A 17,669-nucleotide genomic window follows, 5' to 3' on the forward strand; every position below is an offset into this window, starting at 1 on the left:
CCCGCCCCTCAGAGCTTGATCTCGATGTCGACGCCGGCCGGGAGGTCCAGGCGCATCAGCGAGTCAACGGTCTTGGGCGTCGGGTCGAGGATGTCGATCAGACGCTTGTGGGTACGCATCTCGAAGTGCTCGCGCGCGTCCTTGTACTTGTGCGGCGACTTGATGACGCAGTACACGTTCTTCTCTGTGGGCAGCGGCACCGGGCCCGCGACCGACGCACCAGTGCGGGTCACCGTCTCGACGATCTTCTTCGCCGAGTTGTCGATGACCTCGTGGTCGTAGGCCTTGAGCCGGATGCGGATCTTCTGTCCCGCCATGGCTACTTCGTAGTCCTGTCTCTCGTCACGCTCTGGAACCCTTGCGCTTTACTGCCCCGCCGACCCACGCGGTCGGGCGTGTCGTCGCCCTTCTCATGGATGTCCCCAACGAGGTTTCCCTGCAGGGGAGTTGGGGGCAGAAAGCCACCGGGTGCCTGGCTGGAAGCCCCTCCCACACTTCCCGGAAGATTCCCGTACTTCCATCCCTGATGAGGGGTGACGAATACGTGGGACTCGCTTCCGGTCCTCCCGGCGGGAGGCGTGCAGCATCGGCACTCAACCGAGCAACCTGGACAGTGTGCCATAGGCCAACTGACTCACGCCAACCAGGTAGATGCACTGGCCAGCGGCGGAGAACACATGCTCGGGAGTCAGACCGCAGATCAGTCCTAGCACACCCGCGCCCGCCGGGACGACAGCCGGGGGCTCCCGCTCTTCCGGCCGCGGGGACGCACGTAGGGGCCACGGGTGGCCCCTACACCGCGCCGGATTCCTCTTCGGCTCTGCCGCAGCTCCGGCGCACCCGACCCCTCACCGCCCCTGCCCCCGCGCCCGACCGCCCCCAGCCTCCCCGCGCGGTGGTGCAGATATAGGGGTTGTCACGGGTGTCCTGGCGTTCCGGCGGCTCACTAGCGTGCGGCGGGAGAGCCCAGGCTGGGCGAGCGCGCTCGTGGAAAGGTGTCGAGAAGTGACCATGCCGCCCGATTCGGTGGCCGTCATCGGTACCGGGTACCGGCCTCCGGAGCACGAGGCCGCGCGGGGCGGCGGCATGGCGAGCGACGCCGCGTCCCTCAGTCGCCTGCTCGCCGCGGCAGCCGCCGAGGCCCTGCCGCCCGGCGGGCCTTCCGGCGACAGCAGCGGCCTCTTCCTCGGCCTCGACTCGACGGCGAGGGGAACGACACCGCCCCTCGGCGAGGCGCAGCGCGGGCCCGTCACCTTGCTCGACGCCGACCGCTGCCCCGGGCTGCTGCCGCTCCGTCTGGCGTGGCAGAGCGTACGGCTCGGCGAGTGCAGGGCCGCTCTCGCCGCGGTGGCGGGGAGCGGTGCGGCGGACGGGGGTGCGGGGGCCGCGGCCGTGGCGCTGAAGCGGCTGGGCGATGCGCGCAAGGACGGTGACCGCGTGCTCGCCGTGCTGCCCTGGACGTCCGCTGCCCTCGAAGGCGGCTCCGCGTACGACTCGAGGCCGTCGAGCCCGCTCGACGGCCTCGCCAGGATCGTCGAGCTGCTCGGCGCCACGGGCTCGGAGAGCCTCCCGTGTTCGGTGCACGCTGCGGGCGCCGACCGTACGAGCGTCTCGGTGCGCCTGGAGCCGCCCGGCGCACCGCGCGCCGAAGGCGCCGCCGGGCACAAGGTCGTCTTCGCGTTCGCCGGGCAGGGGCATCAGTGGCTCGGCATGGGCAGGGAACTGCTGCGTCGGGAGCCGGTGTTCAGGGAAGCGGTGGAGCGGTGCGACGCGGTCGTCCGGGCCCAGGTCGGTTGGTCGGTCGCCGAGCAGTTGGCGCTCGACTCGGCCGAGCCGCGGCTGCACAGGTCGGACGTGCTGCAACCCACGTTGTTCACCGTGCAGGTGGCGCTCGCCGCGGTGTGGCGCTCGTGGGGCGTGGAGCCGGACGCGGTGGTGGGCCAGAGCATGGGAGAGGTGGCGGCTGCGCACGTCGCGGGCGCACTGTCGCTCGACGACGCGGCGACGATCCAGTGCCGGCGCAGCGCGCTGCTGGAGCGGATCAGCGACCGGGGCACGATGGCGGTCGTCGAGCTGCCCGGCGATGCCGCAGCCCGCGAGGCGGAGGAGGCGGACGGGCCCGTGAGCGTCGCCGGGTACAACAGCCCCTCGACGACCGTGCTCAGTGGTGACCGACGGGCTCTGGACGGGCTCCTGCGCTCGCTGGAGGCGCGCGACATCTACTGCAAGCAGGTCAAGGACACCGCGCCCTCGCACAGTCCCTTCGTCGAGGAGTTGCGCGACGACCTGTCGGCGGTGCTCGGCGGCCTCCGGCCGCGGCAGGCCGCGGTGCCGATGTACTCGACGGTGACGCTGGAGCGCGTCCAGGGGCCCGAGTTGACTGCCGAGTACTGGTTCCGGAACCTGCGCAGGCCCGTCCGCTTCGCGTCCGTCGTGGGATCGCTGCGCCGCGGCGGCCACGACGTCTTCCTCGAAATCAGCGGCCATCCCGTGCTGGACGACTCGATCCGGGAGTGCCTGGAGCACGCGGGACAGAGCGGCCACGTCCTCGTCTCCGGGCGCCGCAGGGCGGAGCTGCGCTCCATGCTCGCGTCCCGGGAAGCTCTGCGCTCCCTCGGCAGGGCGTCGCCGGCACCCGCCCCCGCGCGGCGCCGGCTGACGCCCTACCAACGGGTGGTCGCACCCGGCCTGTTCGCCCGAAGGAAGGAGGCGCGAGGAGCGTGAGTCGCAGGCCGCCGAGGCGCCCGCCGGAGGGATGCGACGCGTGGACGACGTACGAACACGACCGTGTTCCGCCCGGGTTCAGGAGAGGAAAAGCTGGTGCTTCCCAAAGTCTTCGGAGAGTTCGCTGAAGGGCTTCGCACGATCAACCACGCGCGGGAGGCCGGTGGTCCGGGCTTCGAGTCGGGCGAGCGGTTCAAGCGCGCTACGCGGTCGATCTACGACATGGCGGCTGTGGGCGCCGCGAAGGGCGACATCTGGAACTGGGGTGTCCACGACGACGCGCTGGAGAAGGAGATCCGCGCCCGGATACCGGGCTTCGGTACACGCGACACCGACGGCTACTCCGAGCAGATGTACTACCTCGCCTTGCGCGAACTGCCCCTCGCGGAAGACGACTACGAGGGTCTCGCCGTGGCGGAGGTCGGTTGCGGCCTCGGCGAGGGGCTGAACTTCCTCTCCCGCCTCTTCGACGCCCGGATGGTCGGCGTCGACCTCTCGTCCGCCGCCGTGGAGCGCGCGGACAGCCGCCTCTCCCGGGGCGACCGGCTGCGCTACATGCAAGGCGACGCGGAGAATCTGCCGTTCGAGGACGGCCAACTCGACATCGTCCTCAACATCGAGAGCTCGCACACCTATCCCGATCTCGGTCGCTTCCTCGCCGAGGTCACCCGGGTGCTCAAGCCCGGCGGCCACTTCTCGTACATCGACAGCTTCACGCACGCCAGACACGAGCAGCTACTCCAGCTCAAGGAGCGCACGCCGGGCCTGGACTGGGTCCACGAGCAGGACATCTCCGAGCTGACGAGGGCGGCCATCCGGCGCCGCTTCACGCCCGGCAGCCTCTTCCACCGCGCCTTCGCGGCACAGCGCATGTCCGTCTCCGCGCGCGTCCTCCAGCAGCAGTCGCGGAGGGCGCTCTTCGGCGCCAAGTTCGCCGGCTACCAGGACAGCCGGCTGGCGAAGGCGCTGAAGAAGGCCGGGGTGCTGCCCTCGGGCCATCCGCTGCCGGACAGCTACCGGCACCTCGTCGCCAGGAAGGTGGAGAAGCCGGACTCATGAGGCTCAGCAACGTCTTCCTCTTCGCCGGCCAGGGCTCGCAGTACCACCGGATGGGCTCGTGGCTCCACGAGCACGACGAGGTTTTCCGGCGCACGCTGCTCGACCTCGACGCCGTCGTCCGCGAGGAGCGCGGCGACTCGGTGGTGGAGAGGATGCACGGCGCCCCCGTGGACGAGCCGATGGACCGGTTCGCGGACAGCCAACCGGCCATTTTCATGACCGAGTACGCGCTGGCGACCGCCCTCGTCGCGCAAGGGGTCGAGCCGGACGCCGTGGTCGGCGCGAGCCTCGGGGAGACGGCTGCGGCGGCGGTGGCGGGCGTCGTCGATCCGAAAGAGTGCCTGCTGCTTCTTTTGCGGCAGGTGGAGGTCTTCGAGAGACGCTGCCCGCCGGGCGGCATGCTGGCGGTGCTCGCCGACCCCGGACTCTTCGACCGGGCGCCCGCGCTGCACCGGCGGTGCGAACTCGCCGCCGTCAACTCGGAGGGCAACTTCGTCCTGGCGGGGACCGCCGACGCACTCGACCGCGCCGAGGAGTACCTCGCAGGCGAGGGCATCCTGTTCCAGCGGCTGCCCGTGCCCTTCGCCTTCCACTCCAGCGCGATCGACGCCGTCGCCGAGGAGTTCACCTCGCTGATCGGCACACTCACCTTCCGCACTCCCCGCATCCCGGTGCTCTCCTGCACGACGGGCGGGGAGGTGGCACGGTTCGACGCCGAGCACCTCTGGCGGGCGATGCGGCACCGCTTCGACGTCCGTCCGGTACTCGACGGGCTGCTGCGCGAGGACCGCCACCGCTACCTCGACCTGGGCCCGTCGGGCTCGATGGCGAACCTGATCACGCCGCTGCTGCCTTCGGGGGCGGCCTCCGTCGCTCTCCCGCTGCTCTCGCCCTTCTCGCAGGACGGCTCCCTGTTCGAAAAGGCCCTGGAGCACCAGCGTCGCGACGGGCCACCGGCACCCGCGTCCCGACCGAAGGCGGAACACATGACGGAAAAGAAACTTCGGGTGCACCTCTTCCCCGGGCAGGGATCACAGGTCAAGGGCATGGGGGAAGAACTCTTCCGCCAGTTCCCCGAGTTGACGGCGAAGGCGGACGCGATCCTCGGATACTCGGTCCGCGAACTCTGCGTCGACGATCCCGAGCGGCTGCTCCGCAGGACCGAGTACACCCAGCCGGCGCTCTACGTGGTCAGTGCCCTCTCCCATCTGGCGTCGTTGCAGGAGGGCGAGCGCCTCCCCGACTACGTGCTCGGCCACAGCCTCGGCGAGTACGCGGCGCTCTTCGCCGCCGGCGTCTTCGACTTCGAGACCGGCCTGCGGTTGGTGAGCAAGCGCGGCGAGTTGATGGGTCGCGCGGGTGGCGGCACGATGGCGGCGGTCTCGGGGCGCGACGCCGAAGCGGTGGGCAAACTGCTGCGGCAGCACCAGTTGGATGCGATCGACGTCGCCAACATCAACGCTCCTTCCCAGACGGTGATCGCTGGACCGCAGGAGGAGGTGCAGCGGGCGCTGCCGCTCTTCACGGAGGACGGCGCCCGCTGCGCGGCGCTCAACGTCAGCGCCCCCTTCCACAGCCGCTACATGGCGGGCGCCGCCGAGGAGTTCGGCCGTTTCCTCGACGGATTCACCTTCAGCGCGCCGAAGATCCCCGTGATCGCCAACGTCGACGCCAGGCCGTACAGCGGTGCGGCGGAGGTCGGGGAGAAGCTGCGGCGGCAGATAGACCACCCGGTGCAGTGGGCCGACAGCATCCGCTACCTCATGGCGGAAGGAACGCCGGAGGCAAGGGAGTTGGGCCCCGGCAGCGTCCTCACCAAGCTGGTTGCGAAGATCCGGTCGGAGGCCACCCCGCTGCTGGAGTCCGCAGCGCCGAGCGCGCCGGCACCCGCCGCGCACGCAGTGGCCGCGAGACGGGAGGCGCGCGAGTTGGGTGCCGCGGCCTTCCGCGAGGCGCACGGGGTGGAGTACGCGTACGCGGCGAGCGGGCTGCACCAGCAGGTGGGCTCGGCCGAGTTCGTGGTCGCGCTGGCGCGTGCCGGGTTCCTCTCCTTCCTCGGCAGCAGCGGGCTGACGGGGCAGCAGCTCGGCTCGGCGATCCGCGAGGTGCGTCAACAGCTCGGGGCGGGTGCTCCGTTCGGCGTCAACCTGACGTACAGCCCGTTCGGTCGCCGGGCCGAGCGCGAGGTGGTCGACGCCGCGCTGCGGGAGGGCGTGCGTGCCCTGGAGACCTCCGCCTACGTGCAGATCACCCCGGAGCTGGTGCGCTACCGGCTGCGCGGCGCCGGACTGCGCGGTGACGGCAGCGCGCACGCCCCGCAGCGGCTGCTCGCCAAGGTCACCCATCCCGAGACCGCGATGCTGTTCCTCAGGCCGGCGCCGCCACGGATCGTCGAACGCCTCCTCGCAGAGGGCGCGCTCAGCTCCGAGGAGGCGCAAGCCGCCGAGTCCCTGCCGATGGCCGACGACGTCTGCGCCATGGGCGACTCGGGCGGCTACACCGAACTGGGCCTCCTGCCGGCCCTGTTGCCCTCGGTGCGGCGGCTGCGCGAGCGTGCGGCGGCCGAGAACCCGGCGTCCGGAACAGTGCGGGTGGGCGCGGGCGGCGGCATCGGCACGCCGGAAGCCGCAGCCGCCGCCTTCGTCCTCGGCGCCGACTTCGTGCTGACCGGCTCGATCAACGCGTGCACGGTGGAGAGCGGCTTCGGCGGCCGGGTCAAGGACATGCTCCAGAACCTGGACGTACGGGACACCACCTACGCACCCTTCGGCGACCTCTTCGAACTGGGCGGGCGCGCCCGGGTGATGAAGAAGGGCGTGCTCTTCCACGCCCGCGCCAACAAGCTCTACGACCTGTGGCGCACCCATGACGACTGGGAGAGCATCGCGCCCCGCGTCCGGTCCGACATCGAGGAGCGCTACTTCCAGGCGTCCTTCGCGACCGTCTACGCACAGGCCAGGGCGCGGGCGGCGGAGAAGGGCGAGGAGGAGCCCGAGCCCGACCCCAAGCGGCGCATGGCGCTGGTCTTCCGCTGGTACTGCGACCGCGCGCTCCAGCTCGCGGCCGAAGGGGAGCCGGGGCGGGAGGCGGACTTCCAGGTCTTCTGCGGACCGGCGATGGGCGCCTGCAACGAGTGGCTGCGCGGCACGGACCTCGAAGAGTGGAAGCAGCGGCATGCGGCCGAGATCGGCCGCCGAATCATGGAAGGCGCGGCGCGGATCACCGGCTGACCCGCCGCGGTGCTTCCGGCTCCGGCCGGCAGCACCGGAGAACCGGAAGACCGAAGAAAGGCGGCACCATGACGGAGACAGCCCGGTCGGAACCGGCCCGAGCAGGCGAACCCCAGCCGGACGGAGTCGAGTACGACCTCTCCGACCCCGCGTTCGTCACCGACCCCGCGGCCGCCGACCGGTGGCTGAGCGCACCCCGCGCGGCATGCCCGGGACGCTCGCTCGACGGCTCCCCCGTCCTCGTCGTCACTCGCTACGAAACGGCGCGGGAGGTGCTCTCCGACCCGCGCTTCACCAGCCGCCCACCGGGCGACTCGCACCTGCGCGGGCTGCTGCGCCAGGGCGTGCCCGAGGACTTGGCGCCGCTGATGTCCTCGACGCTGCTCTCCATGGACGGCCCCGACCACGACCGGGTGCGCCCGCTGGTGAACGCCGCCTTCTCGGCGAAGCGGATACGGTCCCTCCGTCCGCGGATCGACGACCTGGTGTGCGGGCTCCTCGACGGGCTGGACGCCGAGCGGGAGGTCGACCTGCTCGCGGAGCTCGCCGACCCGTTGCCGCTCTCCGTCATCGGCGAACTCCTCGGCGTGGGCGAGGAGGACAGGCGCAGGTGGCTCGCCTCGGCCCGCACCTTCAGCGGCGCCAACCCGGCCACTCCCGAGGAGACCGGGCCCGCGCTGCGCGGTATCGCCGCCGTACTGACCGAACTGATCGCCAAGCGGCGGGCGGAGCCGGGGGACGACCTCCTCTCCGAGCTGGTGCGCAAGCGCGACGAGGACGAGACGCGGATCTCGGAGAGGGAACTGCTGGCGCTCGCCATGCTGGTGATCCAGGCGGGGCACGACTCCGTACGGCAGTTCATCTCGCAGAGCGCCTGCCTGATGCTCGCCCGGCCCGAACGTGCCGAGCGGCTGCGGTCGGACCCCTCGCTGTGGCGTACGGCCCTGCCCGAAGTGATGCGGCACGCCACTCCCGTGAAGCACGCCTTCCGAAGGTTCGCCACCGAGCCCGTCGAGGTCGAGGGGCAGACCGTGGGGGCCGGCGAGGGCGTCCTCGTGGTGCTCGCCGCCGCCAACCGCGACCAGGGCCAGTTCCCCGCGGCGGGCACCCTCGACCTGGAGCGCACGCCCAACCAGCACCTCGGCTTCAGCCACGGGCCGCACTTCTGTCCCGGCTCCTCGCTCGCCCTGGCACAGGCGGAGATCGCGCTCTCGCGCCTCTTCGAGCGGTTCCCCGCTATACGGCTCGCCGCGCCCGCCGAGGAGCTCGCGCCGCGGTTCCTCATCGGGATGCAGCGGCTGCCGGTGCATCTGCGGTGAGGCGCGCCGCGGGAGAGCACACCGACGCGACACCAGCACCGTCCGATTGGCAGCAGAGTCCGAGGAGCGAGAGCCAGATGACCGAGAGCGTCTACCGGGACCCGAAGACCGTGCCGCACGAGTCGGAAGGCGAACGCGACTCGCGCCTGCGCCTGACGAAACTCCTGGCCGAAACGCCGATCCCGCCCGAGTACCTGATCGACAACCTCCCCGTCTACCTGCGCCGCCCGCAGCTCGCCGACCTCCTCGCCATGGACGCGCTCTACCGGAAGGTGCTGGAAGTCCCGGGCGTGATCATGGAGTTCGGGGTACTGCACGGGCGGCACCTCGCCGCCCTCACCGCCCTGCGCAGCATCTACGAGCCCTACAACTCGCTGCGCCGGGTGGTCGGCTTCGACACCTTCACCGGCTTCCCCGACGTCGCGCAGATCGACCGGGCGACGGCGAGCGCCACTCCCGGGAGGTTCGCCGTCCCCGAGGACGAGGTCGACCACCTGCGCGACGTACTAGAGGCCCACGAGGCGAACGAGCCGTACGGCCACACGCGGCGCAGCTTCGTGGTCCAGGGGGACGTGCGCGAGACGGTTCCCGCGTACCTGGCGGAGAACCCCGAAACCGTCATCGCGCTCGCCTACTTCGACCTCGACCTCTACGAACCGACGAGAGAACTCCTCGACGCCGTGCGCCCCCACCTCACAAAGGGCTCCATCCTCGCCTTCGACGAGCTGGCGCACCCCAAGTGGCCGGGCGAGACCAAGGCGTTGAACGACTTCACCGAGCTCGGCAGGACCAGGCTGCGCCAACTGCCGCACCGTGAGTCGCCCCTCATCTACATGGAGTGGGGCGAGGACTGAGGAGGGCGCGTCCGCCGGTGGAAGACGCTCCGCCGGCGGACGCGGAGAGTCCCGCCGCTCCGTGCACCGAGGGGACTCACCTGGCCCACGCCTCCGGCCCCGGACCGCCGTTGCCGAGCGGGGGGAAGAGCGCGTCGAGCCGTTCCAGCACCTCGGGCGGAAGCTCCAACTCTCGGCTGTCGAGGGCGCTTTCAAGCTGGGCGAGGGAGCGCGGGCCGATGACGGGCGCCGTCACTCCGGGGCGCGACCTCACCCAGGCGAGGCCGACCTCCGCCGGGTCGGCGCCGAACTCCGCGCAGAGCTCCTCGTACGCGGCGACGGCCTCGCGCCGCGTCCTGAGCGCCTCCGCCGCCCGCCCCTGTGCGCCCTTCGCCGCCGTGCCTTCGGCCGTCTTCCGCAGCACGCCGCTGAGGAGCCCGCCGTGCAGGGGCGACCACGGCAGCACCGCCACCCCGTACCTGCGGCAGGCCGGAATCACCTCGAGTTCGACGTACCGGGTGGCCAGGTTGTACACGCTCTGCTCGGAGACGATGCCGAGGAAGTGCCGGCGGTGCGCCGCCTCCTGGGCCTCGGCGATGTGCCAGCCGGCGAAGTTCGAAGAGCCGACGTACCGCACCTTTCCCTGTTGCGTGAGGGTCTCCATCGCCTGCCACACCTCGTCCCACGGCGCGTGGTGGTCGACGTGGTGCATCTGGAAGAGGTCGATCCAGTCCGTCCGCAGCCGGCGCAGCGACTCCTCGCAGGAAGCGATCAGGTGCCGCGCCGACAGGCCGGTGTCGTTGGGCCGGTCGCTCATCGGCTTGCCGGCCTTGGTGCCCAGCACGACCTGCTCCCGCCGCCCACCGCCCTGCGCGAACCAGCTCCCGAGGAACTCCTCGGTGTAGCCCTTGTGTTTCTGCCAGCCGTACTGGTTGGCGGTGTCGAGGAAGTTGACGCCCCGGTCGAGGGCGGTGTCGAGGATGGCGAAGCTCTCCTCGTCGCTCGCGCGCACCCCGAGGTTCAGGGTGCCGAGGCAGAGGTCGCTGACCTTCAGGGCTGTGCGGCCCAGGTGGGTGTACTCCATCGCTCTCCTTCGTCGGCGGTCATCCTTGCGCGTACGTCTCCCATTGACGGCGCACCGAATCGGAGAGCGCCGTTCCGGGGGTCCAGCCCAGCACTTCCCCGGCCAGCCGGATGTCGAGCCTCGTCGAACCGCCCGTCGAGGGGAGGCACTCCTCTTCGACCAGCTCCGGGGGGAAGCCCGCAGCGGTGATGAGGAGCCAGGCCAACTCGCGCATGCTGATCGTGGACCCGCCCCCGATGTTGACGACCCGGCCCGACACCGGAGCGGTGAGGGACCGCGCGACCGCCGAGGCGGCGTCGTCGACGTCGACGAAGTCCCGCCCGTCCGCGATCACTTGCAGGCTGAGCGGCGCCCCGGTCGGCGCCGTGTCCCGCAGGCGCTCCGCGAGGCCGCCGAGGAAGCTGCGGCGCGGGGTGCCGGGGCCGCAGACGTGGGAGAGGCGCAGCACGCAGCCGTCGACCCGGCCCTGCGCCGTGGCGTCGAGGACCCTCCGCGCGCCGGCGAGCTTCGTCCTTCCGTACGCGGTGGTCGGGGCGGTCGGGTGGTCCTCGCCGATCACCGTTCCGAAGGGGGCGCGGCCGTACTCGTGCACCGAGCCGAGCTGCACCAGCCGCGGCGTCCCGGGTGCCGCGGCCATCGCCTCGATCAGGCGCTCGACCAGGGGGACATGGGACGCCGTCATCGCGGCGGTGGTCCCCTCCCAGGTGTCCCCCGCCGCGTTGATCACGGCGTCGGCCGCGCCGACCACGCTCGCCAGCTCGTCCATGGGTCCGGTGAGCACGTCGAGTACGACGGTCCGCGCCCCCTGGACCGGCCGAGCCGGGCCCCTGGTGACCGCGGTGACCCGGTGGCCGCTCCCGCTGAGGGCCGCACAGATGCGCCGGCCGAGGAACCCGGCCCCGCCGAGCACCACCACAGAGCCGGCACGGCGGCTCATCCGCGCCGCCACGGAAGCGCGGAGCAAGCGCGGTACGTCGGCAGCAGTCCTGCACGCTGCGCCTCGGCCAACGACGGCGCGTCGCGGTCGCGTCGCGACACGAGAGGGGGGAGGTCGGCCGGCCAGTCGAGGCCGAGCGCGGTGTCGAAGGGGTCCACCTCGTGCTCCACTCGCGGGTTGTACTCCGTCGAGTTGAGGTAGGCGGTGATCGTGCCGTCGGCGAGCGCGACGAAGGCGTGCCCGAGTCCCTCCTCCAGGTAGACCGCCTTCCCCGAGGCGGCGTCGAGCTGGACGCTGTCCCACTGCCCGAAGGTGGGCGAGCCGAGGCGCAGATCCACGACGAAATCCCTGATCGCCCCGCCGGGGCAGCATACGAGCTTCGCCTGCCCCGGCGGCACGTCCGCGTAGTGGATGCCGCGGATCGTTCCGCGCCGCGAGGTGCTGAAGTGGCTCTGCCCCAGCGGGAGTTCGCGTCCGGTGGCCTCGGCGAAGGCGGCCGCGGTGTACGGGGCGACGAAGCTGCCCCGCTCGTCGCGGTGGACCTCCGGCGTGATCAGGTAGGCACCGGGCACGGACAGTTCGGTGAAGACCACTCGTCCTCCCCGCTCACCAGGCCACGGGGAGTTCGGCGACGCCGTAGAACGCCGTGTCCTCGTAGAGCGGCACCTCGTCGGCCGGTACGGCGAGCTCCATCCGCGGGAGTGCGCGCAGGAGTTCACGGAGCGCGACGGTGATCATCAACCGGGCCTGGTGCTGCCCCAGGCACCGGTGGGCACCGTGCCCGAAGGCGACGTGCTGCCTCGCGTTGGGCCTGGTGAGGTCGAGCCGGTCGGGATCGGTGAAGACCCGCTCGTCGCGGTTGGCGGCCGTGAGGGCGGCGACGACCAACTCGCCCTCGGCGAATTCCTGTTCGCCGGCCTCGGCCTCGGCGGCGGCCTTGCGCACCGACCCCATGTTGTTGATGGGCAGGTAGCGCAGCAGCTCGTCGACGGCTTTGTCGAGACGGTCGGGAGCGTCGCGCACCAGCGCGAGCTGGTCGGGGTGGCGCAGCAGGGCGAAGATGCCGAGTCCGATGGCGTGGGCGACCAGGTCCTTGCCGGCGATGCGGAGTTGGAGGCCGATCGAGGCGGCCTCCTCGTCGCTGAGCGGACCCTGCGCGTCCTCGGCGCCGAGGAGTTCGGTGAGCATGTCGTCGCCCGGCTCGCCGCGCTTCGCCCGCACCAGCTCGCGCATGCCGTACCACATCGACTGGTAGGTGGCGACGAACGCTTCGGGAGTGACGTCGGGCGCGACGAGCCTGCCCACCCGGCGCTCGAACTCCTCCTGGTCGTCGAGGGTGGTACCGAGCAGGTCGCAGGAGACCCTCGACGAGATCGGCCAGGCGTAGCGGTTCATCAGGTCGGCCGGACTGCCTTGCTCCTTGAGCTCCTCGAGGCGTCCGGTGACGATCCGCACCAGCCTGGGCTCGAACCGCCGCATGCGGCGCTCGGAGAACATCTCGGCGAGCAGCCTGCGGTACCTGGTGTGCTCGGGCGGGTCCATGCCGAAGATCCAACCCCTGGGGCTCCGCCCCTCGATGACCGGCGGCAGGACGTGCAGCGAGGAGCTGAACCTGCCGTCCTTCAGCGCCTTGCGCACCTCCTGGTAGCGGGTCAACAGCCGGCCCGCGCGGCCCTGTTGCATGGTGACCATGACGGGCCCGCCCTCCTGCTGGGCCCGCCGGTAGTCGTCCGGCGGGTCGAAGGGGCAGCGGCGCGGCTGGGCCCCGGGGATCGGCAGCGCGTCGGTCATCGTCCGGCCCCGTCCGTCCGGGCGTCCTGTTGCAGGAGCAGGTGCGGGTCCGAGGACTCGTACCAGCCGAGGAAGGGCGGGCAGGTGTCGTAGCCGAGCAGCCGCTGGAGCTCCTCGGGGAACTCCTTGACCTTCTCCCTCGGTACGGCGAGGTACTGGTTCTCCTCCTGCCGCATGTTGCCGGCGATCAGGGAGACGGTCAGCCCGGTGCGCGGCGCCTCGGACTCGTTCGGGCCGCCGCCGTGGTACGTACCGCCCAGCCACAGCAGGCAGGACCCCGCCTTCATCTCGACGGGCACCGCCCGGTCCTTGGCCGGCGGTTGCTCGTCCCCCAGCGTGTGGCTGCCGGGAACGACGAGCGTGCCCCCGTTCTCGGCGGTGAAGTCGCTCATGGCGAGCATGAGTTGGACCCTGCTGATGCGCGAGGGGTAGGTGCGCAGGTGCGACATGTCGTCCCGGTGCAGCCACTGGGCGCCCTCGCCCGGCCAGATCTGGATCACCTGGGTGGCGCTGATCTGGACATTCGGTGCCAGTTCGACGCGCTTGCCGCCCATCCACACCGGGACGGGCCGCTCGATGAGCTTGCGGGCCGAGCCGAGGAACTGCGGCGTGAGGACGACCTTCGCGACGTGCGGGGTGCGGGCGAAGAGCGACGAGAGGCGTTTGGTCCGGTGTCCGGAGAAGTCGTCGGCGCCGTACTGCCAGTCCTCCAGCGCCGGACCCAGGTCGCTCCAGAGCCCGCGCAGCGTCTCCTCGTCCACCAGGTCCTCGACGATCAGACCGCCGTCCCGCTCCAGCACTTCGGAGACCTCGTCGGCGGAAGATCGCGGACTCAGACGGATGAGCGTGGATTCCACGTGCCCTCCTTGCGTTGCGCCGCGGATCACTGCCGCGGATCGATGGGCGTGCAGGTGCCGAGCCGCTCCTCGACCGCGGCTGCCGCGTCGAGGCACAGGTCCTCGCGGAACGGCCGGGAGATGAGCTGCACGCCCTGCGGCAGCCCGTCGGCGACACCGGTCGGTACGGCGACGGCGGGCAGGCCGGCGAAGGTGGAGACCGAGCACAGCCGGAGCGCCGTCATCACCTCCTCCAGGCTCTCCGCGTCCCGCGACTCCGCGCCGGGCTCACCCGGCTGCGCGGTGGAGACGGGGCCGAGCAACAGCGGGCAGCCGTCGAGGAGTTCGGCCCAGGCACGCTGCACACCGCTCCGCTCGCCGGTGAGTCGGACGTACTCGGCCAGGTCGACGGGGGGATTGCGCTCCATGGACAGCTCCAGGAAGCGCTGCCCGTCCTCGGGCATCAGCGGGCGGAGCGACTCCCAACCGAGGCTGTACTCGGTCATCATCAGCCGCGCATAGGCCCGCACGGCCTCCTCGAGTTTCGGGACCTCGACCTCCTCGACGCGGTACCCGGCGTCCTGGAGCGCACCGGCCGCCGCCTCGACGGCCGCCCGCACCCGCGGGTCGACACCGAGGCCGCCGGGGTCCGCCACGACCCCGACCCGCAGCGGCCCGGGTGGCGCGGGACCGCGTACGGGCGCGGGGACCGCCCGCGGATCGCGGGGGTCGGCGCCGCAGAGCAGGCCGTGCAGGACTTCCAGGTCGGCGACCGAGCGCGCCATCGGCCCGTCGACGGGGAACAGTTGGGTGGCGAGGGTGGGTTCGCGGTCCATGAGGCGGTTGTCCGAGGCGTACCTGCCCTGGCTCGGACGCAGCCCGGTGACACCGGCGAAGACGGCGGGCACCCGGATCGAGCCCTCCCAGTCGTTGGCGAGCGCCAGCGGCGCCATGCCGGACGCGACGGCGACGGCGTCGCCCCCGCTGGTGCCGCCCGGTGTCCTCGTGCGGTCCCACGGGTTGACCGTGTCGCCGTGCGTGCTGCTGCGGGTGTGCATCCCGCGCATTCCCATGTCGGGCATGTTGGTGCGGCCGACGGGGAGGGCGCCCGCGGCGCACAGCCGCCGCACGTCCGGGCCGTCCTCGGCCGCGACCAGGGCGCTGAGCGCGGGCATTCCCTGCGTCGTCGCCATCGCCTCGACGTGGATGTTGTCCTTGACCGTGAACGGCACCCCGGCGAGCGGGCCCAGCGGCTCGCCTGCCGCCCGACGCTCGTCGACGGCCTCCGCCGCTGCTTCCGCACGCTCGGCCATGACCGTGGTCACGGCGTTCACTCCGGGGTTCACCGCGGCGATCCGCTCCAAGTGGGCGTCGAGCACCTCGCGTGCGGTCACTTGCCCGGTGGCGACGGCCTCCGCCAGCGTCGTGGCGCTGAGGCGCCAGATGTCGGTGTCCATGCGATCTCCGTGGTCGAACTGGTCTGCGTGGCGGCCCTGTCGCGGTGCGGGCTGCTACCCGGCTGCCCGGTACTCGGCGGTGAGTTTCTCCAGCGTCGGCACCAACTCCCCCGGCGACGGGACCGAGAGGATTTCGGCGCGCTGTCGCGCGGCGGCCTCGCGGAAGGACCCTTCGTGCAGGAGCCGGCCCACCGCCTCGCGGAGCGCGGGTCCCGTGGCCTCCGCGTCCGGCACCGCCAACCCGATGCCCTGGCGCTCGAGGTGCTCGGCCTTGAGGAGGGTGTCGCCCGACTGCGGGACGAGCAGTTGGGGCACACCGTGGAGCATCGCCGTCATCCATGTACCGCTGCCGCCGTAGTGGACGACGGCGTCGCAGCTCGGCAGCAGCACGTGCATGGGGACGAAGTCCACGATCCGGGTGTTGGCGGGGACGGCGGCGAACTCCTCGCCAGGCGCCGGTACGAGGGTCGTGACGATCTCCGCTTCCAGGTCGCCGAAGGCGTCCAGGTCGGTGAGGGGGAAACCGTCGTGGCCGGTGTACTGACGGCGGGAGAGACCCATGGTGACGCAGACCCTGGGCCTGTCCGGCGGCTCGCGCAGCCACTCGGGCACCGTGGCGGCGCCGTGGTAGGGCGCGTACCGCACCGGCACGGTGTGCAGATCGAGCGGGAGGCGTGCGCTCGGCGGCGAGGGGTCGATGGTGAACTGCCCGGTGACGGCCTCCTCTTCGAACTCCAGGCCGTGCCGCCCGAGCATCTCGGCGACCCACTCGCCGAGCGGGTCGGCTCTCCGCTCGGCCGGCTGCTCGGCGAGCAACTCGCGAAAGATCTCCCGCGACCGCCCGAGGAAGTCGGGGCCCCACAGGAGCCGCGCGTGCGCGGCGCCCGAGGCGCGGGCCGCCACCGCGCCGCTGTGGCTCATCTGCTCCCAGAGGACCAGCTCGGGGCGCCAGAAGCGGGCGTAGTCGACGAGTTCGTCGACGAAGGCCGTGTTGTTGGCCACCCGCAGGTAGTAGGGCACCAGGCCCTGGTAGAGCGCGAGTTCGCGTTCCCAGGTGGTCTCGGGCTTGGCGAGGCCGCCGAAGGAGGGTCCCTGCGAGAACGCCTGCGGGTTCTCCTCGGCGATGGCGCGGGCGGTCTCGAAAAGCCTGTGGTCCTCACCGAGGGGTACGGCCGTGAGCCCCGACGCCGTGATCTCCGCGGTGAGCGCGGGCTGGCTGGCGACGCGGACCTCGTGCCCTGCCGCCGCGAGAGCCCACCCCATGGACACCATATGGAGGTAGTGCGTCTTCTCCGCGTACACCACGATCAGAACGCGCATCGGTTTCCCCACGTCGGTTACGAATCGCCCGACAGGTCGACGCCTCGGAGCGAAGTGCCCTTCGCGAGAAGTCAACTGACTCGGCGCCCGCGCATCAACCCCTAACCACTCGCCCACCGCACCCCTAAGCGGCACCCACCCCCTGTATTCGGCGGCTACCACTGCCCGTCGGATCATCCGAGCTGTAGCTTCGAGCCGATGAAGGGAATCGTGCTCGCCGGGGGACACGGAACACGACTGCGCCCGCTCACTCACGCCGTCTCGAAGCAGCTTCTTCCGGTTTACAACAAACCGATGGTCTACTACCCGCTGTCGGTGCTGATGCTCGCCGACATAAGGGACGTCCTACTGATAGTGAAGCCGGGGCAGTTGCACCTCTTCAAAGCTCTCCTCGGCGACGGTAGGCACCTCGGTATGCACATCGAATACGCGGAGCAGCCCGAGGCGAGAGGCATCGGCGACGCCTTCAGAATCGGAGCCGACTACATCGGCGACGACGAAGTGGCGCTCGTACTCGGCGACAACATCTTCCACGGCCCGAGTTTCTCGACGCTGCTCATGCAGCACAGCAGCAGCGTCGACGGATGCGTGCTCTTCGGCTACTGGGTGAAGGACCCGGAGCGCTACGGGGTCGGTGAGGTGGACGCCGAGGGCATGCTGCTCGACATCGTGGAGAAACCGCTGCATCCGCGGTCGAACCTCGCCATCACGGGGCTCTACTTCTACGACAACGAAGTGGTGGACATCGCGCAACGGCTCTCCCCTTCGGACCGCGGTGAACTGGAGATCACCGAGATCAACAGGGCTTATGTGAAACGCGGTAAAGCCCGCCTCGTCGACCTCGGCCGCGGTTTCGCCTGGCTGGACACCGGAACCCACGACTCGCTCCTCCAGGCCGGCCATTACGTGCAGATGCTCGAAGAGCGCCAGGGGGTGCGTATCGCCTCGCTGGAGGAGATCGCCTTCCGTATGCACTTCATCGACGCCGAAGCCTGCTACGAACTCGGCGTTGAATTCGGTGCGTCCGAGTACGGCGAGTACCTGCGCTCGATCGCCACCAGGGAGAGTCAGTGAGGCGG

General features: G+C 71.2%; 14 protein-coding genes. 6 read left to right on the forward strand and 8 right to left on the reverse strand.

What is annotated here, in order from left to right; all coding sequences use genetic code 11:
* Positions 1 to 8 precede the first annotated feature (8 nt).
* Positions 9 to 317 carry a 30S ribosomal protein S10 gene (rpsJ, locus tag F603_RS0116320; protein ID WP_016909683.1) on the reverse strand — a complete coding sequence of 103 codons (309 nt, stop codon included), beginning with the start codon at positions 315 to 317 and terminating at the stop codon, positions 9 to 11.
* A gap of 694 nt (positions 318 to 1,011) precedes the next feature.
* On the opposite strand from rpsJ, the gene F603_RS0116325 reads away from it, so the two are divergent.
* From F603_RS0116325 to F603_RS0116345, 5 genes are all read left to right on the forward strand, one after another.
* Complete coding sequence (locus tag F603_RS0116325) at positions 1,012 to 2,724, forward strand: acyltransferase domain-containing protein (protein ID WP_245600809.1); 1,713 nt, start codon at positions 1,012 to 1,014, stop codon at positions 2,722 to 2,724.
* A 96-nt stretch (positions 2,725 to 2,820) separates the two neighbouring features.
* A complete protein-coding gene (locus F603_RS0116330) occupies positions 2,821 to 3,783 on the forward strand; it encodes a class I SAM-dependent methyltransferase (RefSeq protein ID WP_019547064.1) in 963 nt (320 codons plus the stop codon).
* On the forward strand, positions 3,780 to 7,013 hold the full coding sequence (gene fabD, locus F603_RS0116335) for an ACP S-malonyltransferase (RefSeq protein ID WP_019547065.1): 3,234 nt from the start codon (positions 3,780 to 3,782) through the stop codon (positions 7,011 to 7,013). The genes F603_RS0116330 and fabD overlap by 4 nt, the downstream gene beginning before the upstream one ends.
* 68 nt (positions 7,014 to 7,081) lie before the next feature.
* A complete protein-coding gene (locus tag F603_RS0116340) occupies positions 7,082 to 8,332 on the forward strand; it encodes a cytochrome P450 family protein (protein ID WP_019547066.1) in 1,251 nt (416 codons plus the stop codon).
* Between the two features lie 77 nt (positions 8,333 to 8,409).
* Positions 8,410 to 9,186 carry a class I SAM-dependent methyltransferase gene (locus F603_RS0116345; RefSeq protein WP_019547067.1) on the forward strand — a complete coding sequence of 259 codons (777 nt, stop codon included), beginning with the start codon at positions 8,410 to 8,412 and terminating at the stop codon, positions 9,184 to 9,186.
* 76 nt (positions 9,187 to 9,262) lie between these two features.
* Here F603_RS0116345 and F603_RS0116350 read toward each other — a convergent pair whose 3' ends face one another.
* Genes F603_RS0116350 through F603_RS0116380 form a run of 7 tightly spaced genes read right to left on the reverse strand, consistent with a single transcriptional unit; the run spans position 9,263 to position 16,590 of the window.
* Positions 9,263 to 10,249 (reverse strand): aldo/keto reductase, encoded by a 987-nt coding sequence (locus F603_RS0116350; RefSeq protein WP_019547068.1) that lies wholly within the window; start codon positions 10,247 to 10,249, stop codon positions 9,263 to 9,265.
* A 19-nt stretch (positions 10,250 to 10,268) separates the two neighbouring features.
* Entirely contained in the window at positions 10,269 to 11,186 is a 918-nt protein-coding gene (locus F603_RS0116355) for an NAD-dependent epimerase/dehydratase family protein (protein WP_245600796.1), read from the reverse strand.
* The gene (locus F603_RS0116360; RefSeq protein WP_019547070.1) at positions 11,183 to 11,779 is read right to left on the reverse strand and encodes a dTDP-4-dehydrorhamnose 3,5-epimerase family protein; all 597 of its coding nucleotides are present in this window, start codon (positions 11,777 to 11,779) and stop codon (positions 11,183 to 11,185) included. Before F603_RS0116360 ends, F603_RS0116355 begins: the two co-directional genes overlap by 4 nt.
* 13 nt (positions 11,780 to 11,792) lie before the next feature.
* Complete coding sequence (locus tag F603_RS0116365) at positions 11,793 to 12,977, reverse strand: cytochrome P450 (protein ID WP_019547071.1); 1,185 nt, start codon at positions 12,975 to 12,977, stop codon at positions 11,793 to 11,795.
* Positions 12,974 to 13,834 carry a phytanoyl-CoA dioxygenase family protein gene (locus tag F603_RS0116370; RefSeq protein WP_019547072.1) on the reverse strand — a complete coding sequence of 287 codons (861 nt, stop codon included), beginning with the start codon at positions 13,832 to 13,834 and terminating at the stop codon, positions 12,974 to 12,976. The genes F603_RS0116365 and F603_RS0116370 overlap by 4 nt, the downstream gene beginning before the upstream one ends.
* A gap of 26 nt (positions 13,835 to 13,860) precedes the next feature.
* A complete protein-coding gene (locus tag F603_RS0116375; protein WP_019547073.1) occupies positions 13,861 to 15,270 on the reverse strand; it encodes an amidase in 1,410 nt (469 codons plus the stop codon).
* A gap of 54 nt (positions 15,271 to 15,324) precedes the next feature.
* Positions 15,325 to 16,590, reverse strand: a complete 1,266-nt coding sequence (locus F603_RS0116380; protein ID WP_019547074.1) for an activator-dependent family glycosyltransferase — start codon at positions 16,588 to 16,590, stop codon at positions 15,325 to 15,327.
* A 198-nt stretch (positions 16,591 to 16,788) separates the two neighbouring features.
* Between F603_RS0116380 and rfbA the strand changes: the two genes are divergently transcribed.
* Positions 16,789 to 17,664 carry a glucose-1-phosphate thymidylyltransferase RfbA gene (gene rfbA, locus F603_RS0116385; protein ID WP_019547075.1) on the forward strand — a complete coding sequence of 292 codons (876 nt, stop codon included), beginning with the start codon at positions 16,789 to 16,791 and terminating at the stop codon, positions 17,662 to 17,664.
* The last annotated feature ends 5 nt before the right edge of the window (positions 17,665 to 17,669 follow it).

The sequence above is a fragment of the Streptomyces sulphureus DSM 40104 genome (assembly GCF_000381025.1).
Classification (GTDB): Bacteria; Actinomycetota; Actinomycetes; order Streptomycetales; family Streptomycetaceae; genus Streptomyces; species Streptomyces sulphureus.